The sequence below is a fragment of the Desulfosporosinus fructosivorans genome (assembly GCF_004766045.1).
Classification (GTDB): Bacteria; Bacillota; Desulfitobacteriia; order Desulfitobacteriales; family Desulfitobacteriaceae; genus Desulfosporosinus; species Desulfosporosinus fructosivorans.
Window position 1 is genome coordinate 44,711 of sequence record NZ_SPQQ01000004.1, and the last position, 23,435, is coordinate 68,145.

The window sequence follows — 23,435 nt, forward strand, 5'->3', positions numbered from 1 at the left end:
GTTTTCAAAACCCTTCATTTTGGACAGGCGGATTTTCAAAACCCCTAAACTCGGACAGGTGGATTTTTGAAACCCTTAACCTCTGACAATAGTGGTTTTTGACTCCAGTTCAGACAGGTATTACAATAAAACTGAACTGAATTGGAGGCCTGCCGCATGGCGAACAAGAAATTTACTGAAGAAGATATGAATCATCTCCGAGCAAGTCCTTATGTTTTGGATGTAAGCCCTAGTATTGTGCATTTCTCGGCCAGATTTAAGGAACTGTTTTGGAATTCAATACAAGAAGGAAAAGAGCCGCGAGATATTGTTATCGAGCTCGGCGTCGATCCGGATATTCTTGGCGAATATCGTGTAAACGGATTGAAAGGTATGATCCGAAATGAAGTACGAGCGGGAAAAGGGTTCAGGGACTTAAAAACATACGGGTCATATCTCAAAGACTACACAGATCCAGAAGCAAAAGTAAAGTACCTTGAACAGCAACTGGCATACAAAGATCAGGAGATAGAATTCCTAAAAAAAATTGTATCTCTAGGCCGGGAGGATGCGGAATCATGAATGTTCCCGCATCTGCCAAGTATGCTATCATCCGTGAGATGACCCAGCGAGACAACAATTTGCTGAATATTGCCTGGCTGTGCGCTGCTGCTGGTGTTTCTCGGTCTGGATATTACCATTACCTTGAAACGGAAGACCTCAGACAACACCGTGAAGAACAAGACCACAAGGATTTCCTAATAATTCTGGAGGCTTACCGGTTTCGTGGTTACAACAAGGGAGCTCGCGGTATTTACATGCGGCTTCTTCATATGGCTCCTCCGGTGCACATGAACATTAAGAAGATCCGACGTTTGATGAACAAATATGGGCTAATATGTCCTATTCGCAAAGCAAATCCGTACCGGAGAATGGCCAAAGCACTAAGAACCAGCAATGTTGCTCCCAACCTGCTGAACCGGGAATTTGAAACACACGGCCCCCGTGCTGTTCTGCTGACGGATATTACCTACATCATTAATGGGAAGGCGCCACGGTGCTATATGTCTACTATCATCGACGCCTGTACAAAAGAGTTGCTCGCTTGGGTACTGAGCGAATCTCTCGAAATCGATTTTGTTCTGGAAACCGTGAATCAGCTCATCGAGAATTATGGTATCTCTTTGACAGCCGAGACCCTGATTAATTCGGATCAAGGGGCACACTACACAAGCATCAAGTTTATACAGCTGATAAAAGACAGTGAACTGAGGCAGTCCATGTCCCGAAAGGCAAACTGTTGGGATAACGCTCCGCAGGAATCCTTTTACGGTCACATGAAAGATGAAGTTGACATTTCTCAGTGCACAACGTTTGAAGAAATTCACCAAGTGATCAGCGGCTGGACTGATTATTACAACATCGAGCGATACCAATGGGATTTGGCAAGATTAGCTCCAAGGGAGTATTACAAGTATTTCGTTACAGGAAAATACCCATTAACAATACCAAAAGCAAAAGGTGAAGATTGAAGGTGGGGCTCTGCCCCACACCCCGAGGTTTTTCGCTTTGGTTTCCAGGGAGGCAGTATTTGCCTGCAATAAAAAGAAGCGGTGCTGATACGCACCGCCCTCCCTTGTAAACCCACACGGGCGCTCGGGTCGCTCCTCAGCGTTGCCCTATCCTCCCTTGCGGTAAAGCACCTTTAGTATAACAGAAATACCTATTTGATTGGAATCTCAAAAACCCAAATTGTCCTTGACATGGGGTACACAACATTTTGCTTGTTTTTTTCAGAGAAGTATTTTATAAGACAAAAAAGAAGACAATTATGCCCTCATAACCTCCACCAATTTCTTTGTCCCAACCATATTAATGGCCCTTTTCAGATTATATGCAAGAAAACTAAGCCCCAGCTCGCCTGTGGCTTTTTCTATGCCCTTACATAACAGATAATGGGCTCCATGGTACCATTTGACCGTACCAAAGGGATGTTCCGAGAGGCATAAGCGCAGTTTTTGTGTCGGTATGTCGTCGCGTATATGTAGAACCACTTTCTTTTTGGTTCGCCTTTCAAGAAGTGAGAAGGCATTGTAGGGCGTTTCCGAAGCAGGAAACACCTGCAGCGGTCGCAACGCAGTGCCATACATCAGAACCGGCACATACCGGGTGCTTGGTCCAAATTTTACTACCTTGTAATCTTTCCTCGAAGTACAGCGATTGGGGCATTGCCGACAGGCTAAGCGGTTCTGATAGCTGGCACTTCCCCCTTTATGGGTGCGTACTTTTGTTAAAATACAACCCATCGGGCAGGTAACAGTATCATTCAGATTGCGGACGAAGCAACTGATCTGGTTCTGCTCTTAGACCTCGATGGACATAATTGTATGCTCGTAAAATGTGGGCAGAACTCCGGCCTTATCCGTATCAGCTTCTTTTTTAAAATTTCCTCGTTATACATTTTCTTTCGCCCGTTAACTGCCCGGAATTTTGAACCATCAATAGCAATCAGTTCCCGCTCATACAGCTTCAGATCCATACATACATTGACAAATGCCTTAAAGACATGTTTGATGGCTTTAGCATTATTTTTTCGAAAGTCCGAAATGGTTCGAAAATCGGGTGTCAAGCGGTTAAGCAGATAGATTAGCTCAATATTGCGCCCACATTCGAGCATCAGTCTACGGCTGGAACGGATGCGGTTAAAGAACCGTATATGTAAAGTTTAAGTAGTTCTCTAGGATCATAGGGAGGTCTACCTGTCCTGGCCGGTGTTGCTCTTTGAATCTCTAATTTGTCCATAGTTAAATGATCGACAAAGGCATCAATGACTCGAACAGGATTATTTTCGTCCACTAGCTCTTCAAGAGTTACTGGATAGAGATGCATTTGGGTCCGGTTTTCTCCGTAAATGAATCCCATAGTGACACCCCTTTTAAGCAATCCCCTTATATGGTTATTATACCATTTTTTGTCTCAATATGGGCGTTTATGGTGACTTTTCGGACAATCTGACCAATTAGAAAGTAACCGTTAACTTAGCTCCTGCAGACTTGCGTAAAGAGGGATCAGGTCTCGATCTGCCGATTGCAATAGGGATTCTTGCAGCGACAGGACAATGCCTTTGCCCAAGTCTTAATCAGGATGTTTTCTCCGGCGAACTATCCCTAGAAGGAACCTTGAGACCAGTTCCAGGCGTATTGACGATGAGCATCGCTCTGAATAAGGAGAATAATAAACTGGACTTTGAAGGGGCGAGGATTTCAGAGGGGTTCTGTTTGATAATTCCTCCTAATAATTTAGTTGAAGCCCGTCTGGTTAATAGGTTGGAACACATAGCACGTCGACCTTGAGGCAAATAGTACAAGCACTTGAAAAAAAAGAGTGACTTCGAAGATGATATATCGTCATCCCAGCCTCCATAATATTTAAATTCAAGAAAAAATAAAATAAACCTTCTTTTTTACAATAAAGGGTATTTTATTGTAACCTTTTACCATGCTGTAAGACTCTATAGTAATAGAACCATATTTATCTTAGAAAGGAGGACAGAAAAATTTAATTTCAATAACAATATCCCATAAATGAAAGGAAGCGAATATTATGCAAAAGAAAAAAAAATTCCTCAGTTTGATACTTGCAATAGCCACCGTCATTGCACTCGGAGTCCCAGCTCTTGCACAAAGTCCTATTATCACCAGTAAAGGTGCTCTTTCTAGCAGCGAAATTATACAGCTAAAGAAAAACTTCAGTTCAGAGAATGTACCTGTAGATACACAACGAATGCTTATTGAGAAGCTTAATAGTGGACAGTTAATCAATTCCATGGACTCTAAATTTACGGCACTAATTCCAGAAGGCGCGCTTAATGTCTCTGAAAATCAACCCGTAAAAAAATTTGTTTTCCCAGATGGTTCATATATCAAAAATTCAATGAAGGTAACAAAAAAAATTAGTATTATTCCTGAAAATAGAGCTCAGTTAATTGAGGCTATTGGAAATACGCAAGAAGTTGACACTCTTTTGGCGACTGAGAGTTCTGCAAACGGAATAGTTTCTCCAATGGTTTTACCACCGAAAACTTTTATGGGAGTCTACATGCAAAAGGAATCCGGGAATGTAAGCGCGAGCTTTTATACTAATTTCGTAGAAAAGGATGCTCAGGCTAGCTATATTATTAAGTCGTATACTTCCTCAGTTGCCGTCACAGGTGGTACGTATACGAAAGACCCTATCGATTATACAACTAACCAGTATCAAGACGGTAGCACACCAGCGCAGGCTCAACTTGATTTCACAGTGACTCTTATAGGTGGGTCCGCAATGTCTGATTATCATCTTGTTTTTAATGTACGAGATTATAGCTATTGGGGAAGTCTTATTTAGTTAAGGAATTTTATTCTATTGGTCAAAAACTCACCTCTTTATAAACTTGGTGAGTTTTTGGCTATTTCCATTAATTAAAGAAGAATCTATAATATATTGTTTTTACATAAAGGAGGGTTAATGTTATGTATCCTACGCTTGCATTTATTACATTCTCAACAACATTCGCTGTTTTTCTAGCCTTTTTACTTATTTTACTAGTAATAATCATACCTTTTATATGCATAATTACAAAGCAGAAAAAAGCCGAGAAAATTCTTTACCAAATTTTACATTCAATAGAGACTAAAGCAAAAGATTAAGGGTGGTATACATTTAGAGATCAAAGAGTATTCGTATCACCGTTTTTGTAGAGTAGCACCGGGCTTGTTCTTCATACTGGGCGTTTGGGTAATAATTGACCTTGTGTAAGGGCCTTTAAGTCGATTTAATTACCTCGGGAGGAGCAATGCCTGGAGACTATGTCGACATATTGGTGTCCAGCGGCAAACAAACGAACGGACAACCTAGTCAATTGAATACTTTATTTCGCCACAAACGGATTGTTGCCGTATTCAATGCAGGCGCACAAAAGATTGAAAGTAGATCCACGGCGAACGCCGCCGGCGGACTCTCAATGACACCCGCCGCCGTTTACACACTGGCGTCGGTTACGATCGCTGCAAGTTCTACCCAAGAACGTGACCAGATTATGAGTGCTGGTAAAGTCGTGCTAAGTATATCGCCTTGGGAAGGTGAAACGAGTCCTTAGTCAATAATCTGATACGCTTATCCTTTGTAGACAAAGTGTCTGAGATAGAGAGCAAGCTCTACCATATGAGTGACCGTTTGTTCACACATACTGACATCCAGAATTAGATAATAAGATTTTGCTGAATAGTTGAACTTTAGTCACAGGACTAAGGTTCAATTATTTTTCATGTATTGAGCTTTTAAATCCTTTAAAATAAAATGCTGCCACCGTTTCCTTAGCATTTCATAATGAAAATAGTTAACAACTTTCCACTGCTTATCTTCTCTCAATACTCCTTCTGTCACGAGTACATGAACATGAGGATTCCATTTCAGATCTCGTCCAAACGTATGGATCGCGCAAACTATGCCTGGGGTTGGTTTCTGCTTCTTACTCCGTTCCCAAAATGAGCTTATAATCGTTTCTCCTGCTGCATCCGATAAGTCCTTTAACAGCTTCCTATCTTTTAAAAAAACTATTCTCAGTTTCTCGGGTATAGTAAATACCATATGACGGTGGGGTACGTCTAAAAGCTCTTGACATAGGTTTTCTACCCAATCATCTGTAGACTTTTTTCCGCAAGATGTACAAAATCGACTCTTGCAAGTAAATGCTACATACTTACGTTCGCCACAAGTGGGACAACGATATTCACTATAGCCTTCGCTTAACTCTCGGCACTTTAGCATTTTCGTAATTTCTTTAGATACGACATCTCGAACCTTATTATTTGTTTCGAATTTTCCCCATTGATCTGCAAATATTTAAAGATGCTTTTAATCGGCTACTTGTACGGGATAGATTCCGAACGGAAGCTTGAGGAAGAAGTCACAGTCAACAACGCCTATCGCTGGTTTCTTGGCCTTGACCTGGAGGATAAAGTTCCGGATCACTCCATCTTCTCCCAGAACCGCCGACGCAGATTCAAAGACTCAGAGGTGTTTCAGGAGATATTTCATGAGGTCGTTAAAAAATGTGCCGAGGCAGGACTCATAGGCGGCGAATGCGTGGTAATGGATTCCACCCATATCAAGGCCAACGCCGCTAACGGCAACGCGGAAACGGTACTTCTCATGGAAGGGCCGGATGAGTACTGGCAAAAGCTAAATGACGAACATGGTCAAAAGGTCAGGCAAAAAAGAGAAGATGCCGACATGACCGTAAAAATAAAGAAAAAGTCCGTCTCCGATCCTGAAGCCGGATGGATGCATAGGCACCCCAAGCCCGCAGGCTTTCACTATCTATGCCATCAAAGCTCGGACATCCGGTATGGTATCGTAACAGACGTACATGTCACCCCTGGTGATGTGACAGACGCGCCCTATTGTGTTAAACGGATAGCATCCCAGAAGCAAAAACTAAACATTGCCTACCGCTTTGCCGGATTGGACAGCGGCTATGATACAGTAGCTGTACATCACGGTTTGCATGAGCTTGGTATTAGGGGGTATATCCATCTGAATACCGGCCATAATGCTAATTGGCGCAAAGAAAGAGGACTGTTTAGTATTGAAGACTTCAAATATGACGCAATAAATGACCGTTATATCTGTCCAAACGGATGCACGCTGCGTTATATAGGCGTGAGAAAAGTACGATATAGAGTCGGCAAAAACTACGTATCAAAGTCAAAAGACTGTAAATGCTGTCCTTTGAAAAGCCTCTGTATTACCGGAAAAGCCGGTTACAAGGAAGTCCGACGTGATTTTTATCAAGAGGATCAGGAACGCAACCACGCTTTAATCGGTACTGCCCTATACCGCTATGTGATGCGAAAGCGACAGGTGATCTGCGAAGGGAATTTTGCGCTTCAAAAGCGATGTCACAATCTAAGGTTCACCCGCAAGAGAGGTGTTGAGAAAGTTCGAGAGCAATGCCTCTTTTCGGCGATGGCACTGAACCTGAAAAGACTGGTGAAATACGGGACAGCGCCGTTAAGGCCGGCTGTCCCGTCTCTAATTTATAGTCTGAATTTTGCTCTGCAAAGAAATCTCCCATTAAGAACTTGTTGATAGTTATATAAATTTAATTTTATCCCTATTTGTCAACAGACCCGCGCTTGCCGATTTGAGTTGTTGTACATAATGCGTCTACTGCGTAGTAGGAATTACATCTCAATACCCGTATTTCTCCACAAAGAATATCTTTGGTATTGGTAAGGATAATAATTACATAATTTGCTTTGATAGCTTGCCATTCTACTCATCTTCAACTACATATTAATCGTATTTGTAAGTACTTTTCTTTTTCAAACACCCCAAATTTTATTACTTTTTCTACTTTAAATTGGTCAAATGTCATGTCAATGATAACGTCTTTATTACCATCTATGTGCTCCGCAAATTTAAATAAATCATTGGTGTTAGAATCACACCAGGCTAACAATTTTCTATAATCGTCAATCGATGATCCTGATCCTATCGACAAAATCTCATGTTGATGGGCAACATATGGTTTGAAGTTGGGAGAACATAGCCTTATTAAAGCTGTTTTTGGGATACATGCATCTCCAATAGTTATTTTAGACACTGGAAAAGTTCCTATCATAAGTAAATGACAACCTAATTTTTTCTCTAATACAGGAGCATTGTTGTATATATGCTTTGCTTTGCTACTCCATTTCTGCGCAACAAAACTAGGAATAAACCCCTTTTGGTCTTTCTCATTCTTTATACAGTCCGCTAGTCCATCAAGCATTTTAAAACCCAAGTTGACGCTACCAGCAATCCAGCGCCTATATTATTGTAATAGGATAAAACTTTTGAAGGCAGTCTAGTTCAGAACTATTACCCCATGATGCCTTAATAATAAGGCAAAACTGTAGCCCATGAATGAATGTATTTACTCCAATTATCCAAGTCACCATTCTCACCTCATTAAAAATGATACACCGCCTTGGTGATAATTCAATAATCGTTAATTTGATGCCTCAACTGAGTAATGACATACTATAACTCATACATTATCGAACCACTTGTAGAGTCTATCAATGTAGATTGGTTTATTAATTGAAAATATTCTTCATTATTTATAAGAATTTTTTCAAAGACCAAAACCTTCGTTGGAAAATAGTACTTGTCAATAGCGTCAGGGCTTAAAACAATGTTAATGCCTTCTTTATCAACTGCTATTGAAGGGTAGCATAGTCCATCTAAATCTCCTCTTGCAAATAAAATCTCTTTCACTATAACAGATATTTTATAATTATACTCCTCACCTATTCTCACTTTCTTAAGTGATTCGGATTCTAAAAACTTCTGAATTAATGTGAACTTCTTGATATTCTCATGGGTCTTTAAAATACTGTGGGCTTTATTGTGTTTTTCAATTGGTTCGACATTGACACTAATTCCCGGTATAGATTTATAATCATTTAAAAATATATTTGGAACTTTTAACTTCCTTTTAGGTTCTTTAAGTTCACACTCCATTACCGATACTACATCTCCAACCTGAGCATTAATCTCAGAAGTTGCTATCAGTTGGTGCGTACCACAGTAAAACATTTGTTCATGAATAGCATTAAACCTTCCAAGTTTTTTGATTTTCTCCTTGTCTGGGTACCATAGGTCTTTAATATTAGGAAATGATTTTTTATCCTCATTTATTCTAGCCCTATATACTTTAGGGAAATTGGCACCTATAACCATTTCTAATAAAGGTTCTATAACTTCTCCAATTTGCATTTTTAAATAATCAATCGTTATGTCTACTTTGCTCAAATCAAGTTTCGACAACTGTTTGATTTTTTCCGTAAGATCCTTTTCATTCATTTTCTGCATATACCAATTAGTCCCTTCTATACTTAAATACTAATTTAGTATTCTACATTTTAACCCATTCTCCTTGATTCTCCACAAATCAAATAACCTCGTAGAAGGGCAAAGAAAAAAGACTATCTCTAGTCCCTGCTTTGCCCTCCGTGAAATTAAGCCGCTATTACTACGATTAAATCTTGACGTCCTTCTGCAACTAAAATTGCATCAATACCTACCTTGAATTTGGAATAGGTCGGGCTAGTTGTTACTGCTACATAGTCAAAACGACTTTCGATAATGCCTTTAGCTAGATATTCCCCTTCCACCACTTTATTAGGTAAAAGGAAGGATTATCCTTCCTTTTAGTAGAACTAGGTAAAAGACAATTATTTATTAAAAAATTGTCAAAGTTAAGGTAAGGGAGTTTATAAATTGGACAAACCATTTATTTCAATTGAAGACCTAGTCAATTTTCGTAATAGTCCTAAATTTAGCGTCTATGCTCTAATATTTAAGCCAAAAAGGAAAGGTGTTTTTATAGGACTATGTGTTTTATACATTATGGCAAATATCCTCATCTTAGTTTCGCTGATTGAATCAGTTCTCAACAATTATTACCCTTGGAAGATCGGCATTGTGGTTGGAGGAACAATTAATCTTCTTATAATCGTTGTTTTATCCCGTCTCCAAAAACATATTGAATCAAAATTCCCGGATAATAAAACATCTACCCAGATCAAATCAGAGGCTTTAAGGGATTATTGTAAATCCAAACAAATTACAAAAAGTGATCTTGAGAAAATACGAGATATATTAATTCGTGAAGAAACAAAATCGCACAAGAAATTCTCAGTAATCATACCAGGGGCCGTAGTACTCTTACCACTATGGAATGCTTTCCTTAATAAATTATTCACCTATACTACGGATACTAAGTCATTATCCAGTTTGTTTGTTGGACTTTCTCTTTCTATGATATGCTTATCCTTCGTCATGTGGTTAACTTATAAATTAATCTATGATGTTTTCATTATTAGGAGGTATGATAAATTAAAGGCAACTATTAACGCAATTGAAGAATTACTTTTAAATCAATATCAATAGTTTCATTATTGGCTTTTATAATGCTTACTTTTCTTTTTAGTATTCAATTCCCTCTGCTTCAACACATTCGGCAAAAGCAAAAGAAAACATTTTCCTGCATTCAAAATTGATTCGACAGTATTTATCAGGATGATTTTTCTTAATAATAGACCTTTGACTGCTAGCGGAATAATTTTAACATCAGTTTTGAGCACTATAATTACAACAATTCTAATCTATTTTTTTAAGTCTCTGGTTCTGAAGACGGTTAAACAATTATACAATAAATGTAAATTATATCTATTGAAGAAATATAGACGATATAAAGGCCACTAACTAAAAAAGAAGGAAAAATATTAGCAAAATACCACGAAGAAATTACAGATGCTCTGAGTAATGTTGCCTACCTAAGAACATAGTGTAACATTACTAATTTGACGATTTTAAATCTAAGAAGAGTCCAAGATCACGTTCAATATCTAATAATCTTTCTTGATCCCAAATCTCCAAAATAAAATCCTCTGTATCTAAATTCAATTTTTCCAACACTTGTTCAAAGAATCGAATGCAATAACTTTTTAATTCGTCGGTAAAACTTAGACTCGCAACAATGAATCGAAAGACCATATCATCACCAATATCTTTGTAATCCTTTAACATCATTCTAATCTCAGCTAAAATAGTTACTATGTTCAACGAATCATCTTCATCTACAAATAAAATCCCAAGATATGCTATACTCGACTCATCCTTTTCATAAAAGTAATACCCCTTAAACTCTCCTCTTGGTTTACTTGCAGTAAACTCTATATCCTCACCCATATCATTAACCCCGTTGATCCAAACTAGTTCACCATCTTCTTCTTGGGCGTCTAATAACTCAACGATACGTTCAATACGATAACTTAAATCATCTAGGTTCATTATATCAATACTGTTATTTGCCTTCGACTTTGACTCCTTTTTGATGTGGTCAATTCTATTCAATAATTCTCTTTCTCGATTCCTTAGTTCGTTATTTTCATCTAGTAAACGGGCTATTTCATTTATATATTTTTCAGAGTCATGTAGTTCTTTTCCTGATACCCACCCAGTCAATGTATACCTTTGTCGAAAGTCTGTTAATGTCTCATATACTGCTAATTTTATATCCTTAGTATCATTATAGAATTTACACATTTTAGATTTAACCAATTCCTTAAACGTACCATAGAGATTGGGATTTTGTAGCTCCAATGCACTTTTACCACTACTTTGAACCTTTGTATCAAGAGCGGAATCAGTAATAATGACCCCAAAAAACGGCTTACCTGAACTTACTGCATATTCATATTCCAATTGTGTATAACTTTTTCCTGAGATGGGTTCAATTGTTCCATATCTTCCACCAAGTATAAGCAAGAATATATCCGATTCATCAATCCAACGTTTAATGACTTCAAGTTGCGATTCACTACTCGCACTAAATAGTTCCATACCAGCTGGTATATGGCTTGCCGCTAAGATTGCTTCTACCGCAGCTTGACGTTCCTCAATTAAGTCAGTAAATGTTGAAGAAATAAACACTTGCAATTTTCTCATTATAAAGAACACTCCTCTGTTTATGTACAATTTGGAGATTATGCATCCGATCTTATCCAACTCGGCATATGACCGTCCGTGGTACTTATGAACACAATGTCATTGAGTAACATAATTTGTAAATAAAGAATATGTTTTAGCAAAATGGGAAATGCAGAATAAACAATATCTACCTGAAACGAACGAGGAGTGAGTGTATGGCAAGACATCAGTAAATAATCATCTTTAAGTAAGTCTTATCTTAGCGTCATTATATATAACTTCTCCATGATCTAGTACCTAATACAATAGAGATAACGGAAGATATAATGGAAAACACTTCTACTTGTTTTATGGACACCTCAATTAATTTTCGTCCACTAGCTCTTCAAGAGTTACTGGATAGAGATGCATTTGGTTCCGGTTTTCTCCGTAAATGAATCCCATAGTGACACCCCCTTTAAGCAATTCCCTTATATGGTTATTATACCATTTTTTGTCTCAATTTGGGCGTTTATGGGTGACTTTTCGGACAATCTGACCACTTAGAAACACAAGGCCTTCGGGCCTTTTTTCTTTTGCCCTTGTTGACACTGAAAATATAAAATAGTCAACAAATAGTCAACACATTTTTCAGGTCACGTACCCTGAATGAATTACAAAAATCGTTATTAGGGTTTACAACAATGGCGATGAACTTACACTGCTGGAAACCCTAACAATAATACTGTAATTATTTGTTTAAATTCGCCTCCATATTCAGCAATCGCCATGGACGGCGACTCCCAAAATCCTGCAAAACCTTTCCTAATGATTTAAATAATATGGAAAATCCTGCGAAGTTGAATTAACAGCAATAAAATAAAACTGCGTCCTATAATTAGGGTTATGACAATAGCACCAGCATTCTATCCATAGAATATTGGTGCTATTGTTTTATAGAATCATTTTATAATAAGCAAGTGAATACTAAAAGTAAATTATAAAGACATCACCTTCAAATTAGATATTTTTACATTGTAAGAATGGAACCATTCACCAGAAATAAATAATTTACTTTTTTAAATTCGGGTCCAATTAGGTGAAGTTTGAGTTACCCAACACCCAACCCAACTCGACAATTTCTAATGAAACAATTTTTCATATTTCCCCCCATTAACCTAGTTCCTCTTGGACCAAATTCAAAGTCGGTACCACCAACTTTTTCAAAAACTTCAACTGCCGTTATAGGAAACGCGATTCCCCATTGTTCGGGTGAAGTTTCAGGGTAGCGTTTCTTTACTGCCTCTTCCGATTCCAGTTCCACAAATTCAATCTTTAGTTCATCACTGTTAGTATATTTAACTTTTAATAACTTCCCTGAGGGAGGACACTCTAAGTCATCAGGACTGCCAATACTTAACCAGAAGTTGTCTTCGATTGTAACCCTTGGTTCCCTTGCAGATGTTAGCATTTTTACATTTAATAGTAAATATCCATTGTCATCCCGATTGAACCAAATCGCAGGTTGCCCTTTGAATTCAAAAATAATCGGTGTCTCGAAGAAGAAGTTTCCTCCTACGACGGCCAAGATACTGTTCCTCATCCAATCAAATTTTCCGCTAACGGCCAATTCGCGTTGAGCTGAAGTTTCTTTTAAATCTCGTAGCTGACCTTTGGTAAAGGCTCCACTATCTGCCTTCGCATGATGTTCACTGCATAATGCAATCATCCCTGAGGGTTCATGATGTTGTCTTTCATTCCAAGGTGGATCAAAGTGATGCCATGATAAGTAGGGATTTCCACACTCTGGGACTGGACAACCGAATCTAACTTCTCTTCGTAATTCACGACGCACCCCGACAGGCGGTGTTCTATTCATTCAAAATTCCCCCATATTGAGTTCCTTTATTGGCACATCTAAATCACTCGACTCAAGGAATAATTTACCTTTATTTACACCTTGAGTCCTATAGCCAATGTTATGTCAATAGCACCAGCTTTCGATCATAAGAACTTGTATTAGCTGATGTGCAACCCCCAAAGAATTCTAATGTCAAAATGGTGGGTAAAAACTCCAGGGACTTCTGTGCTTTGTATAATTATGAGATTGTAATTCCCATTTTACCTTGTCAAGTACCTTAGCTCTAACTGATTCAAAATTCTGCCTTATTTGGGCTAACGCAATTAATAATACTAAATTCAGCAAAGTCCCTCCAATGGTTGGATAACTAGTTTCACCATGTAATGAAGAATTTCGCCACCTATAAATGAGGTCAAACGGGTCTTCTTGATCATCTAATTCAGAAATATATTTACGAACCAAAGTAATTTGTGTCTTTAAATCGGAGTCCGCTACTTCATTGTAGAGTAGGCAAAGTAAATCGCGCAGACTTGAACATGCCTTTTTCCCTCGTCCAGAAGGAACGTAATCTACTTTATGACCATCCTTTTTAATAACTGAAAAATTAGAGACTACCTTTCCCGAGTAATCAACATATTTAAAACAAGCTTTTTTGATTACTGCCTCTAAGAGTGGAAATACCAAATATGTTTGCACACGTGATTTGTTTGTAACGAGCTCACGTGTATTGAATTCGGTAAGTTCTCCAATTCTTATTTGTTCTTCCCATTCCTGCCGATCGTGAACCGGTAGTCGGATTCCGGCAAGAGTAGCCCTAATTACTATTTCAAATAATTTCTGAATTGAATACTCTTCTGGCAGAAAATAACCTGTATCCTTTGAGGATAAAACCTCACCCATCCACGACCAATAAACCAAGTGGTCCATATCTATAATTGTATTCATTCCCTTCAGTAGAAGGACATGTGTCAAACCTATACAGGCAGCTTGAGTTTCCTCAAAGGCCAGCTCATGAAACACAATTTTATTGTTTAAAAGCCTATATTTCTCGGAATTACCACCTATTCCTATACTGCCGTCTTCCTGATAAACGGCACTAATCCAAGATTCACACAGTCGTTTTATCAATTCTTTCTTATTTTCTTCCATTTAAATCCTCCCGTTTCACTACTTGCCGCATGTCATCCATTCGCCACAATGAATAATTTACCTTTATTTTGAATTTGAGTCCGATAAAGAACATTACGTACACTTATTTAAAATCGTTTTCCTCGTTTTTGGCCAAATTTGACCGTGAGCGACGATTTAGGTGTTTTCGATTTCTACTTTTTTTGCACGCTGGAAGCATATTTAAGACTAAAATGCAAAGTCCTTTATTCTCTCGCTCACGTCGATTTACTATGGTGTTTGTCACCTGAATATTTCATTTCATTAAAAGTTAACTTGGTTTTTCTAAAATTAAATTAATCATCTTTTTAGATTACTTTTTTTCGATGTTACTTTTCCAGTTATAGATTAGCAGAAGCATTCAGGGACAGTAGAACTACTACTTTTTAATGTTTTCACATTCGCATTAAGGTTTGTCTTCTTTAAATTAACAACGCTAATAAGATTTCGACAAGTATTTTTATTTTCCTCCATTATTTAATAATATTGAAAATACCTCTCATTCCTTAAGGGTAAAGCCATTCAAATTATTGATTTTTTAGTTACTGAGTCCAGATAGATTCCACCTTCTGTGTCAAAATGAATTAATTAGAATATAATAAATGCACCAGTGGCGGGGGCCCCCGAGAACCCCGCTCACTGGTGCATTTATTTATTCGGCTGAATCTTTATCAAAGATAGCAGTAACAGGCACCTGCATCGTTAATGGCACTGGTGCTCGTATATCCGTTATCTTGTCTAATAACGCTTGGGATAATTTGAATCCAGTGAACATTGCATAAGTATCATAATGATTCGCAACTTTTTTATGATACAAAATAAATTTGGAGCCAACCTTTTGTTTTATGACATACCATCAGAGTGGGGATAAAGACCAGTGTTTAAGCCTGAGACGGGTCGAATAGATCATCGGTAACAGTTCCGATGACCCTAACGTCCCGTAGGCCTGTGAGGGCGCCGCTGGTCGTCAAGAAAATATTGCTGGAGACAATCGTATTCATAACGGTCAGGACCTCAGCTTGATTCAGGTCTTCCCGGGGATTGGGAATTGTTATGCTAAACGTCTTTCCTCCCTCGGTGGCAAAACTTAACCTGACCACTTTGGTATTGCTTGTAGCCACAAACTCACCTCCTTCTCTTTGGATTTTCTTAAACGGTTACTCCTCTGTCAGCCTGAAATTCTTTCTCAACTGCACGTCCACAAGCGGCTGCAGTGACAGGCTGAATAAGGCCTGAGCCACATCGTAAAGGGCTTCTTCGGAGGCATCGGAGCGCACGTAGCTCAGGCTTTTTTGCCTGCTTACCGGGCTTCCGGTGGGAGTCGATCCGGTTTGGTAAATTGCTATCAGTGCCGAATTCAAAGGTTCAGCTATGATTGACATTTTCTTGCTCCTTTCTGATCGTTTTGACAAACCGGCTGTTCCGGCATATCCCTATATTCTATGGGTTTGTACTTCGGGGGGTTACCCTCTGAAACAAAAAGAATGTCCGAACCAGCTGACGTTGCCTGCTTCGGACATGATCTTAGCCGGGATTGTCACCAGATTCCCAATTTTGGAAGGTGATTTGCCAGATTCATAGCCAAGCCTTCACCATTCGAAGCCCGCCTACGTATGCTGTCATTAAAGCTATTAAAAAGGCGGGAATCAAAATGGATGAACCCAGCACTGAACGTACTCCCCAAGGCATCGCGGCTGAGATTAATAGGATCAAACACAGACTTGTAAAATTATGCTTACCAATGCCCTGGAGATCGGCAAGCGCCTGAAGGAGGCCAAGGACCTGCTCCCCCATGGAGAATGGAGTAAATGGCTGGTGGAATCGGTGAGCTATTCCCAGCGCACAGCCAACAGGCTAATGCAGCTCTTTGAAGAATATGGAGATAAACTATTCACTTCCACCGCTGACGGCGACAGGTCAAATTCGTCGGCGCCGACGAATTTGACCTACTACCAGGCCATTCTCCTGCTGGGAATTCCGGAAGATGAGCGGGAGAAATTTATATTGCAGCATGATGTTAAGAATATGACCACCCGGGAGCTGGATCAGGCGCTCAAAGAACAGAACCAAACCCCTCCGGAGAAAGAGCAGACTCAAGTTACGCCCATGTCCAATAACCCTGGGGAAATCAAGATAGAATATCAAACCGTCAAAAAAACCGTCAAACCCATAAGCAGGCCAGAAACTGCAGCCTCCCAAGCCTTTACTACGGAGTATGAAGAAAGATGCACCGCTTGCTGCCAAACTATCGCCGATACATTCCACGAGCTGCTGGTAGCCCTCGGCCAACTGGCCAGACTTGATCTGGCGGTGAAGGAAAAATGCATTAAAGACGCGAGCCAGCTTGCTGAATATATGGTCGAAAGGCTTAAAGAGTGGCCGCCTGTTCCCACGACGAATATGAGGACGGTTGAAACGTATGCCACTCATGAAAGGTACTAAATCCGAGGGCAAGGGATATTCCTTTAGATGACGGACAGTTTACGACAATGATAGATATCGATATGACAGCCTATCGCCGACATAAGAGTTCAAAGGCTGTAAAGAAAACATTATCGATTCCCTCATGGCTTAATGAAGAGGCACCAATATCTCTCAACGCATTTAAAGTTTGAAGGTAATACTTCCTCTACTATCTTTCCTGATTCTCCGTCTGAGTAGATGTACTCTCACCACTTAAAGCCCTTTAATGTTCAAAAAATAATGAGAAGACAAGGTTGACTCTTGTCTTCTCATTATTTTTTCCCATTGCTTTATTCTTCTTCCTTCTGCATATCTAAAAATCCTTTGTATAGCAAATCTTTGAGAACCAAAACAGTATCCGCTAAAGTGTAATTATATGTTGTCATCATCTCTTTAATCATCTTACTGAATATTCTATGATATTGCTTACAATCTACGGTGCTTTGATATTCTGAAAGAATTGGATAAAGTTTAGTCCAGTCAAGATCATAACCATTTGAACTCTGCATAGATACCTCAACTGTCACTGACTTATCATCCCTCAATAGATAATCACAACTCACCTTCAGCACTTCAGCTAACTTTGGAACTTTTGCAGTTTCTGGAAAGGCTAAATCGGATTCCCATTTGGAAATAGTCTGCCTTGTAACTTCCAATGATTCAGCTAATTGGTCTTGTGTCAAATTAATATCTTTTCTTGCCTTAGCTATTTTTTCGCCTGTTTTCATTTTTTCTCTCCTTTCGACTTTATGCTTAATTGTAGCATTCTGCAGTTGATAGACAAACCAACTCAGGGTTTCTAAAAGCAACCTGTAGTTGCTTTATATGGTTTCATCTAATTTATATACACTCAAACATATTATTTGATATCAAAGGCCTCTGGGCCTTTTACTTTTTCCTTTGTTAGGCACGAATAATCCAAAATGCCCAACAAAACTTTTAAACCCAGAAAGGGCTACCCTCCTAATTAACAAAATAGGGTAGCACTTTTTGGATTCAAACTCCAACGATTATTGTGACTTTCTGTATTGCATTTATACCGGCAGTTATTATCTAATTCTTAAGCTCTGTAAAATCCATCATCTCATGCTGAAGAAAAAACATCCTACTAAAGGAATAACTAAAGCGGATCTCCCAGCACAGGCTAATGCCAATCTAATCAAAGAAGACTTTACCGCCGAATTACCGATAAAAAATGGCTTGGAGATTTTAAAATTTGTTTTAAGAATATGATTCCATTGGTAGTCTAGCGGTTGCCAAACAGCTTGCTAAACTATTTTGTGTTCATGTTCGCCATCTTTTCGTAGGTCCCCATAAAAAATAAGCCCCCAGGCTCAAAAGACAGCATAAGGCTAGTGGCTAAATCTTGGATTAGATTAGACTCGTTTGAAAATTTCCTGCAATGTGGTCACACAATTGCTGACGGTATCACAAATTCCCACTGCTCCTATTCCGATAAATAACCCTGTCTCTCAGCGTGACGGATTAACGTTTTTTTGATATTCTTCGTGCAAACAGGTTTACTACAATTGCAAAAACAATCAATATCCATAACCACCACGGAATATTGGTGAGTATAATTTTAAAAGTCCACAATGCATACTGAAATATCGCTATCTGATCAACTTCAAAATTAATATCCAGCACCCCCATATTTGTGATAAATAGTATATTTCTTTATCCACTATTGCTATTCCTTCTTTTGCTCACGATCTGCCAACTACAGAAAAGGACCCCCACCGTTTCGATGAGCGCCAAATGAATAAGGCAAGCATGTATCCTTTTTGTACAAGCAAACATAACATGCAGAGACCAGATACACGCATACTAACCAGAAGTTACTTCTTTTCTGAAAAAGAAGTCGGCAGCTCGGACCCAGCACTAAGCTGGGTCCTTAACAATGCAATGTTCGTAACCTTTTAGACAAGCAACAATATCATTTGTCTTTATTAGTTTAATGTCAGAAATCTCATTCCATCCAATTGCTGCAAATTCATCAATAGGCATTCCTGTCGCATTCTAACTGCATTCATCTTGACTAGTAATGTAAATGAGTGATGTGCGGGGTCACCCTTTTTCGCAATCGCTAATTACAAATATCATATTCCATTCTATTAGCCGTACTCAGACCAACCTTTTCTCCCAGGAGTTTTGTCACTATGTAGATAGACATATTAATACCCGCAGACACACCACCCGCTGTAATTATGGAACCTTCGTCAACATATTTAACGCCTCGTTCAACAGTGACTTTTTCGAACTCTTTCTCTAACCTATCAATGTCCATCCAATGAGTTGTCACTCTTTTACCATCCAGCAAGCCTGCTTTAGCTAATAAAAATGCCCCTGTACAAACCGAAGCCATTAGACTGACCTTGGCCATTTGCTCCTTAAGCCAATCAATTACCAAGATGTTATTGATTTCTATTTCCTCCGCTCCGTAGCCACCAGGGACAATTAATATATCGAACTTAGGATTGTCGGCGAAGCAACAATCAGGAACCACCTGTAATCCATTTCGTGCCCTTACAATTTTTCTTGATTGAGCAACGGTTTTCACATCAAAGGGTTTAAAGCTAGATTCTGGGTAATTTGTAATAGAAAACACTTCAAACGGTCCCGCAAAATCCAACACCTCGACCTCGTTAAAGAGTAGAATTCCAACCTTCCAAAGCTTCACCATATCTTCCTCCCTTGTAGCTAAAAACAAATCCATGTGGTTTCTTTAATCATTTATAAGGAATCGTATACCCCGCAATGAAGTAAACAGGTTAAGCGGAAAAGAGGTAGATGAGATTAAGGAGACGTTTGTGCCGTAAGAATTAACTGAATCACGGTTAAACTAAGTATTACTTTCATTAATGCTTAAATTTCTATAAACTAAATCATTTCGTTTATCAAAACCAAATGATTCCCAAAATTTATTTCCCAAATTGTTTGAGACGAATACAACAAGTACAACCTTGTTTATTTCTTCTCTCCTTAATGCATCAAGTGTAGCGTTGACCAAAGCTTTTCCTATTCCCTTCCCGCGATACTCTATCTTGACTGCTGTATGATAAATATATCCTCTTCTTCCATCATGTCCACATAAAATTACACCTACAATCTTATTTTCTACTTGTGCAATAAAATTCGTTGTAGGATTTCTTTTAATAAATCTTCCTATACCCTCAAATGAGTCATCTAAACTACGCATGCCCATACCCTCTGTATTTGTCCATAATTGATATACGTTTTTATAATCCTCAATAGACATTAATCTTATTTCCATCTCTACCCCCTTCTAAAAGTTACCTCATGTACTGAATTGCACCTAAAATTATCAAGCACAAGTAGTAATGCTTTTTAGAAATAAGAAGGTTTTATGCCCTATGCAAATAGTGAAACCCCTACTTTGTTATAACTGTGTGTCTTTCTTTTGATTGTAACTGGATAAGAGTATCAAGTTTTACTAGTAGTTCCTTGTCATTCTCGGTCTTCCGTTTAAAGAATTGTATAGTACTAATTATTAAATATACAAATAGAGCCAAAAGACCAATATAGATCACTAAGCCAAGAAAGCTAAATATGCCTAATCCAACGCTAGGTCCCATATAATTCATAATAATAATTCTCCTTCACCGTAAATAATTTTTACATGCACAGTTTTCTCCATAAAGCCACCTAAATCCTTCTTTTACCAATAGTATTGAACAGTACCTGCTATCGCCATAATTTCAATGTGAAGTTCTAGTTGAATTCCTATCGTTTCCAAAATAGCTTCTAGTTTAAATATATCGTTCGTTAACTTCCGATTAATTTATGTTATAACGCCTTATCCGGTATTAAACAATCCTTAAAACGCATAACTCTACGGAGCGTTTATTGAAAAGTTCCAGTTCATTCATTAGTATATATACAGGGAGGCAGTGACAATGCAAAATGTAAATGTTGGCAACATCATTCGTGAATTGCGTACAGAAAGAGGAATGACGCAAAAACAGCTTGCGGATAAAATGAATATCAGCGATAAAACCGTTTCTAAATGGGAACGGGGTTTAGGTTGTCCCGATGTTTCACTGCTCTCGGAACTGTCCGACCTACTTGAAGTTGATATAGGTAAACTATTAAGCGGTGATTTATCGCCCAATGACTTTGTGGGAGGAAATATGAAAAAGACAAAATATTATGTTTGCCCTATGTGTCATAACATTTCACTTTGCACAGGTGAAGCCAAAGTATCATGCTGTGGCAGAAAAGTTGATCAACAGCAAATGCAGAAAGCCGAAGAAAATGAGATGCTTTCTGTTGAAGTAATCGAAGACGACTGGAATATCACAGTGGCTCATCCAATGAACAAAGAACATTATATATCCTTTGTCGCATTTGCAACCGGTGACCGTGTACAGATTATCAAGCAATATCCCGAATGGGATATGCAGCTTAGGATACCCAAAAGAGGTCATGGAATGCTTATTTGGTACTGTACAAGGCATGGATTATTTTATCAGTTAATATAGAGGAGTTTTAGGTATGAAATTTATTGTTTTTAATGGAAGTCCTGCTGCGGCGGGTAGTAATACCAATGTAATTGCACAGGCTTTTTTAAGCGGAGCAAAGCGAGCAGGTGCGGAAACAGAAAATATATTTGTAATAGAGAAAAATATTGGACACTGTAAAGGCTGTTTTTCATGCTGGTTTAAAACACCGGGCAAATGCGTTTTACAAGATGATATGCAGGGATTAATTGAACAGTATAACTCTGCCGACGTTGTGTGCTTTGCTTCTCCGGTCTACACCTGGAATATGACTGCGGCTTTAAAGAATTTTGCAGACCGTCTTGCCCCTCTGAAAAGCCCATTGATAGTAAATAGAAATGACAACTTTGACCTCGCTGATGCTGTTTCCAAAACACAGCAGTTTATTGTTATTTCAAATTGTGGTTTTCCCGGGAACAACAACTTTGAAACGATGAAAGTTGTATTTGCGTCGTGTAATCCTGTCTTGGAGATTTATCGAAACTGTGGCAAGTTACTGCAAAGCAAGGACGAAAAAATCAAAAGAGATGTTGATGATTATCTGAAAGCCGTTGAGCAAGCAGGTTATGAAATGGCAACACAAAATAACATTTCAGAAGAAACAGAAGCCGGGCTTCAAAAAGAGCTTATGTCTATACCTGAATATGTGAAATACATCGGGATGTAATAAAATTCCATTCAAAGTTAAACGTACAAAGGAGAAAGGAAGAAAAAATGAAAATTGTCGTTATCAATGCTAGTCCTAAAGGTAAAAATAGTAATACGAATGTAATGGTTCAAGCCTTTTTCAAAGGGGCACAAGAAGCAGGAGCAGAAACATTAAGTATTTTTTTATCTGAAAAGGAAATAAAACACTGTAAGGGTTGTCATATTTGTTGGACCAAAGGACCAGGTCAATGTGTAATAAATGATGATATGTTAGGAGTTCTTTCAAATATGGGAGGGGCAAATATTATTGCTTTTGCTACTCCAGTCTATTTCGAAAATATATCAGGAATGTTAAAGGTTTTCATGGACAGAATGACAATGATAGGTAGTCCACATTCTCAAAAAGATATTGAAGATAAAGTACAAAATTTAAATTCATCAGAGATGCTAATTCCAAAACTGATGATGATATCAAACTGTGGCTTTCCTGATAGAGATGAATTTCAAGTCGTTTCTCTTTGGATTAAGAGAGTAGCACAAAAAATGCACATGGAATTAATTGGGGAGATTTACGCTACACAAGGGAAATTGCTGACTACACCTCCAGAAGGATTACAGTCTATATCTAATTATCTGTTGCTTCTGGAAAAGGCAGGTAGGGAAATTGCAACCAATATGAACCTATCAGAGTTAACTGAAAAGCAACTCTTACAAAACTTTATTTAGAGATGAATATTACGTATTGTCATTTAACTTGGAGTATTTTCTTGTTGCTTGAACTTCACAAAATCCTACGAATGCCGTCCACCTACATAGAGGTTGGACGGCATTTATACTAATGGGTTTAAGAATAATGGAATACTTTGTTTTATTCAACTTATCTTAATAAATTCCTTACCATCCCACTTAAAAACATCTTCAAGGTATTTGCTTCTTGAATTATCGTAATACTCCATTTTAAATGTAACATTATCTACCTTTACACTGTGGTTTCCTCTCTCTGATTCATTTCATTGTAACCTTAATACCATGCGATAATAATAGAATGGTGGAAACCCAACAGGAAGTCATATCGGTGATACTGGAATCGATAGTCAGTATCAATCGTTTGCCATAATTGAGACACTCAGGATTGAACGAGAATCCACTAACTATTTTGCTAATTTTAAAAAACAAGCTGTATTTGACCCAAAAGTGAGTGGACTAAGTATCATCTTGGCTGGAGCGCTCCTTGTTTTAATAAGTTACTTTTTTAGTTAAACCAGAAATCACATTCGCCAGGCATAAATAATTTA

At 38.4% G+C, this 23,435-nt stretch carries 22 protein-coding genes and 3 pseudogenes; 12 read left to right on the forward strand and 13 right to left on the reverse strand.

Going from position 1 to position 23,435, the window contains the following annotated elements:
• The first annotated feature begins 156 nt into the window (after nucleotides 1-156).
• Together E4K67_RS12145 and E4K67_RS12150 are read left to right on the forward strand one after the other, a co-directional pair.
• Complete coding sequence (locus E4K67_RS12145) at nucleotides 157-561, forward strand: HTH domain-containing protein (RefSeq protein ID WP_135547068.1); 405 nt, start codon at nucleotides 157-159, stop codon at nucleotides 559-561.
• A complete protein-coding gene (locus tag E4K67_RS12150) occupies nucleotides 558-1,511 on the forward strand; it encodes an IS3 family transposase (RefSeq protein WP_135547070.1) in 954 nt (317 codons plus the stop codon). The genes E4K67_RS12145 and E4K67_RS12150 overlap by 4 nt, the downstream gene beginning before the upstream one ends.
• Before the next feature lie 297 nt (nucleotides 1,512-1,808).
• Here the strand turns inward: E4K67_RS12150 and E4K67_RS30630 are convergent, their stop codons facing one another.
• Together E4K67_RS30630 and E4K67_RS31740 are read right to left on the reverse strand one after the other, a co-directional pair.
• The gene (locus E4K67_RS30630; protein WP_243454434.1) at nucleotides 1,809-2,285 is read right to left on the reverse strand and encodes a hypothetical protein; all 477 of its coding nucleotides are present in this window, start codon (nucleotides 2,283-2,285) and stop codon (nucleotides 1,809-1,811) included.
• Between the two features lie 20 nt (nucleotides 2,286-2,305).
• Nucleotides 2,306-2,901: pseudogene (locus E4K67_RS31740) on the reverse strand (transposase).
• Between the two features lie 131 nt (nucleotides 2,902-3,032).
• On the opposite strand from E4K67_RS31740, the gene E4K67_RS12160 reads away from it, so the two are divergent.
• The 3 genes from E4K67_RS12160 (at nucleotide 3,033) to E4K67_RS29740 (ending at nucleotide 5,116) form a co-directional block, all read left to right on the forward strand.
• Nucleotides 3,033-3,332, forward strand: coding sequence for a magnesium chelatase domain-containing protein (locus E4K67_RS12160; RefSeq protein ID WP_135547072.1), 300 nt, complete (start codon nucleotides 3,033-3,035; stop codon nucleotides 3,330-3,332).
• Between the two features lie 250 nt (nucleotides 3,333-3,582).
• The gene (locus E4K67_RS12165; RefSeq protein WP_135547074.1) at nucleotides 3,583-4,365 is read left to right on the forward strand and encodes a hypothetical protein; all 783 of its coding nucleotides are present in this window, start codon (nucleotides 3,583-3,585) and stop codon (nucleotides 4,363-4,365) included.
• A gap of 448 nt (nucleotides 4,366-4,813) precedes the next feature.
• Nucleotides 4,814-5,116: a hypothetical protein gene (locus tag E4K67_RS29740; RefSeq protein WP_158408461.1), complete on the forward strand. Its 303-nt coding sequence runs from the start codon at nucleotides 4,814-4,816 to the stop codon at nucleotides 5,114-5,116.
• Nucleotides 5,117-5,271: 155 nt separating this feature from the next.
• Here E4K67_RS29740 and E4K67_RS12170 read toward each other — a convergent pair whose 3' ends face one another.
• A complete protein-coding gene (locus E4K67_RS12170; RefSeq protein WP_243454471.1) occupies nucleotides 5,272-5,862 on the reverse strand; it encodes an IS91 family transposase in 591 nt (196 codons plus the stop codon).
• Here E4K67_RS12170 and E4K67_RS12175 point away from each other — a divergent pair.
• Nucleotides 5,863-7,110, forward strand: a pseudogene (locus tag E4K67_RS12175) (transposase); the annotation flags it as partial.
• 196 nt (nucleotides 7,111-7,306) lie between these two features.
• Here the strand turns inward: E4K67_RS12175 and E4K67_RS12180 are convergent.
• Together E4K67_RS12180 and E4K67_RS12185 are read right to left on the reverse strand one after the other, a co-directional pair.
• Entirely contained in the window at nucleotides 7,307-7,807 is a 501-nt protein-coding gene (locus E4K67_RS12180) for a hypothetical protein (RefSeq protein WP_206752194.1), read from the reverse strand.
• A gap of 239 nt (nucleotides 7,808-8,046) precedes the next feature.
• Nucleotides 8,047-8,880, reverse strand: coding sequence for an RES domain-containing protein (locus tag E4K67_RS12185; RefSeq protein WP_135547080.1), 834 nt, complete (start codon nucleotides 8,878-8,880; stop codon nucleotides 8,047-8,049).
• A gap of 408 nt (nucleotides 8,881-9,288) precedes the next feature.
• Between E4K67_RS12185 and E4K67_RS12190 the strand changes: the two genes are divergently transcribed.
• Nucleotides 9,289-9,960, forward strand: a complete 672-nt coding sequence (locus tag E4K67_RS12190) for a hypothetical protein (RefSeq protein ID WP_135547082.1) — start codon at nucleotides 9,289-9,291, stop codon at nucleotides 9,958-9,960.
• A gap of 408 nt (nucleotides 9,961-10,368) precedes the next feature.
• Here the strand turns inward: E4K67_RS12190 and E4K67_RS12195 are convergent, their stop codons facing one another.
• From E4K67_RS12195 to E4K67_RS12215, 5 genes are all read right to left on the reverse strand, one after another.
• Nucleotides 10,369-11,520, reverse strand: coding sequence for a DUF4062 domain-containing protein (locus E4K67_RS12195; RefSeq protein WP_135547083.1), 1,152 nt, complete (start codon nucleotides 11,518-11,520; stop codon nucleotides 10,369-10,371).
• 1,072 nt (nucleotides 11,521-12,592) lie between these two features.
• Nucleotides 12,593-13,360, reverse strand: coding sequence for an HNH endonuclease (locus tag E4K67_RS12200; protein ID WP_135547085.1), 768 nt, complete (start codon nucleotides 13,358-13,360; stop codon nucleotides 12,593-12,595).
• Nucleotides 13,361-13,534: 174 nt separating this feature from the next.
• A complete protein-coding gene (locus tag E4K67_RS12205) occupies nucleotides 13,535-14,491 on the reverse strand; it encodes a hypothetical protein (RefSeq protein WP_135547087.1) in 957 nt (318 codons plus the stop codon).
• Nucleotides 14,492-15,390: 899 nt separating this feature from the next.
• Nucleotides 15,391-15,630 carry a DUF2922 domain-containing protein gene (locus E4K67_RS12210; RefSeq protein WP_135547089.1) on the reverse strand — a complete coding sequence of 80 codons (240 nt, stop codon included), beginning with the start codon at nucleotides 15,628-15,630 and terminating at the stop codon, nucleotides 15,391-15,393.
• A 36-nt stretch (nucleotides 15,631-15,666) separates the two neighbouring features.
• Nucleotides 15,667-15,891 carry a DUF1659 domain-containing protein gene (locus E4K67_RS12215; protein ID WP_135547091.1) on the reverse strand — a complete coding sequence of 75 codons (225 nt, stop codon included), beginning with the start codon at nucleotides 15,889-15,891 and terminating at the stop codon, nucleotides 15,667-15,669.
• A gap of 269 nt (nucleotides 15,892-16,160) precedes the next feature.
• Between E4K67_RS12215 and E4K67_RS12225 the strand changes: the two are divergent.
• A pseudogene (locus tag E4K67_RS12225) lies at nucleotides 16,161-16,951 on the forward strand (DUF3102 domain-containing protein).
• Between the two features lie 311 nt (nucleotides 16,952-17,262).
• Here E4K67_RS12225 and E4K67_RS12230 read toward each other — a convergent pair.
• Nucleotides 17,263-17,700, reverse strand: a complete 438-nt coding sequence (locus E4K67_RS12230; protein ID WP_135547095.1) for a helix-turn-helix domain-containing protein — start codon at nucleotides 17,698-17,700, stop codon at nucleotides 17,263-17,265.
• Nucleotides 17,701-17,962: 262 nt separating this feature from the next.
• On the opposite strand from E4K67_RS12230, the gene E4K67_RS12235 reads away from it, so the two are divergent.
• Nucleotides 17,963-18,205 carry a hypothetical protein gene (locus tag E4K67_RS12235; protein ID WP_135547097.1) on the forward strand — a complete coding sequence of 81 codons (243 nt, stop codon included), beginning with the start codon at nucleotides 17,963-17,965 and terminating at the stop codon, nucleotides 18,203-18,205.
• Between the two features lie 853 nt (nucleotides 18,206-19,058).
• Here E4K67_RS12235 and E4K67_RS12240 read toward each other — a convergent pair.
• Nucleotides 19,059-19,655 carry a DJ-1/PfpI family protein gene (locus E4K67_RS12240; protein WP_135547859.1) on the reverse strand — a complete coding sequence of 199 codons (597 nt, stop codon included), beginning with the start codon at nucleotides 19,653-19,655 and terminating at the stop codon, nucleotides 19,059-19,061.
• Nucleotides 19,656-19,814: 159 nt separating this feature from the next.
• Complete coding sequence (locus E4K67_RS12245) at nucleotides 19,815-20,246, reverse strand: GNAT family N-acetyltransferase (RefSeq protein ID WP_135547099.1); 432 nt, start codon at nucleotides 20,244-20,246, stop codon at nucleotides 19,815-19,817.
• A 643-nt stretch (nucleotides 20,247-20,889) separates the two neighbouring features.
• Between E4K67_RS12245 and E4K67_RS12255 the strand changes: the two genes are divergently transcribed.
• From E4K67_RS12255 to E4K67_RS12265, 3 genes are read left to right on the forward strand one after another with little or no spacing between them, the layout of a single operon-like run.
• Nucleotides 20,890-21,474 carry a helix-turn-helix domain-containing protein gene (locus E4K67_RS12255; RefSeq protein ID WP_135547103.1) on the forward strand — a complete coding sequence of 195 codons (585 nt, stop codon included), beginning with the start codon at nucleotides 20,890-20,892 and terminating at the stop codon, nucleotides 21,472-21,474.
• Nucleotides 21,475-21,487: 13 nt separating this feature from the next.
• Complete coding sequence (locus tag E4K67_RS12260; protein WP_135547105.1) at nucleotides 21,488-22,159, forward strand: flavodoxin family protein; 672 nt, start codon at nucleotides 21,488-21,490, stop codon at nucleotides 22,157-22,159.
• Between the two features lie 47 nt (nucleotides 22,160-22,206).
• Nucleotides 22,207-22,866, forward strand: a complete 660-nt coding sequence (locus E4K67_RS12265) for a flavodoxin family protein (protein ID WP_135547107.1) — start codon at nucleotides 22,207-22,209, stop codon at nucleotides 22,864-22,866.
• The last annotated feature ends 569 nt before the right edge of the window (nucleotides 22,867-23,435 follow it).

Coding starts and splice junctions, on each gene's coding strand:
- E4K67_RS12230 (WP_135547095.1), bottom strand. CDS start 17,700: ATGAAAACAGGCGAAAAAATAGCTAAGGCAAGAAAAGATATTAATTTG.
- E4K67_RS12215 (WP_135547091.1), bottom strand. CDS start 15,891: ATGTCAATCATAGCTGAACCTTTGAATTCGGCACTGATAGCAATTTAC.
- E4K67_RS12150 (WP_135547070.1), top strand. CDS start 558: ATGAATGTTCCCGCATCTGCCAAGTATGCTATCATCCGTGAGATGACC.
- E4K67_RS29740 (WP_158408461.1), top strand. CDS start 4,814: ATGCCTGGAGACTATGTCGACATATTGGTGTCCAGCGGCAAACAAACG.
- E4K67_RS12240 (WP_135547859.1), bottom strand. CDS start 19,655: ATGGTGAAGCTTTGGAAGGTTGGAATTCTACTCTTTAACGAGGTCGAG.
- E4K67_RS12200 (WP_135547085.1), bottom strand. CDS start 13,360: ATGAATAGAACACCGCCTGTCGGGGTGCGTCGTGAATTACGAAGAGAA.
- E4K67_RS12205 (WP_135547087.1), bottom strand. CDS start 14,491: ATGGAAGAAAATAAGAAAGAATTGATAAAACGACTGTGTGAATCTTGG.
- E4K67_RS12260 (WP_135547105.1), top strand. CDS start 21,488: ATGAAATTTATTGTTTTTAATGGAAGTCCTGCTGCGGCGGGTAGTAAT.
- E4K67_RS12195 (WP_135547083.1), bottom strand. CDS start 11,520: ATGAGAAAATTGCAAGTGTTTATTTCTTCAACATTTACTGACTTAATT.
- E4K67_RS12145 (WP_135547068.1), top strand. CDS start 157: ATGGCGAACAAGAAATTTACTGAAGAAGATATGAATCATCTCCGAGCA.
- E4K67_RS30630 (WP_243454434.1), bottom strand. CDS start 2,285: ATGGGTTGTATTTTAACAAAAGTACGCACCCATAAAGGGGGAAGTGCC.
- E4K67_RS12245 (WP_135547099.1), bottom strand. CDS start 20,246: ATGGAAATAAGATTAATGTCTATTGAGGATTATAAAAACGTATATCAA.
- E4K67_RS12165 (WP_135547074.1), top strand. CDS start 3,583: ATGCAAAAGAAAAAAAAATTCCTCAGTTTGATACTTGCAATAGCCACC.
- E4K67_RS12185 (WP_135547080.1), bottom strand. CDS start 8,880: ATGCAGAAAATGAATGAAAAGGATCTTACGGAAAAAATCAAACAGTTG.
- E4K67_RS12255 (WP_135547103.1), top strand. CDS start 20,890: ATGCAAAATGTAAATGTTGGCAACATCATTCGTGAATTGCGTACAGAA.
- E4K67_RS12265 (WP_135547107.1), top strand. CDS start 22,207: ATGAAAATTGTCGTTATCAATGCTAGTCCTAAAGGTAAAAATAGTAAT.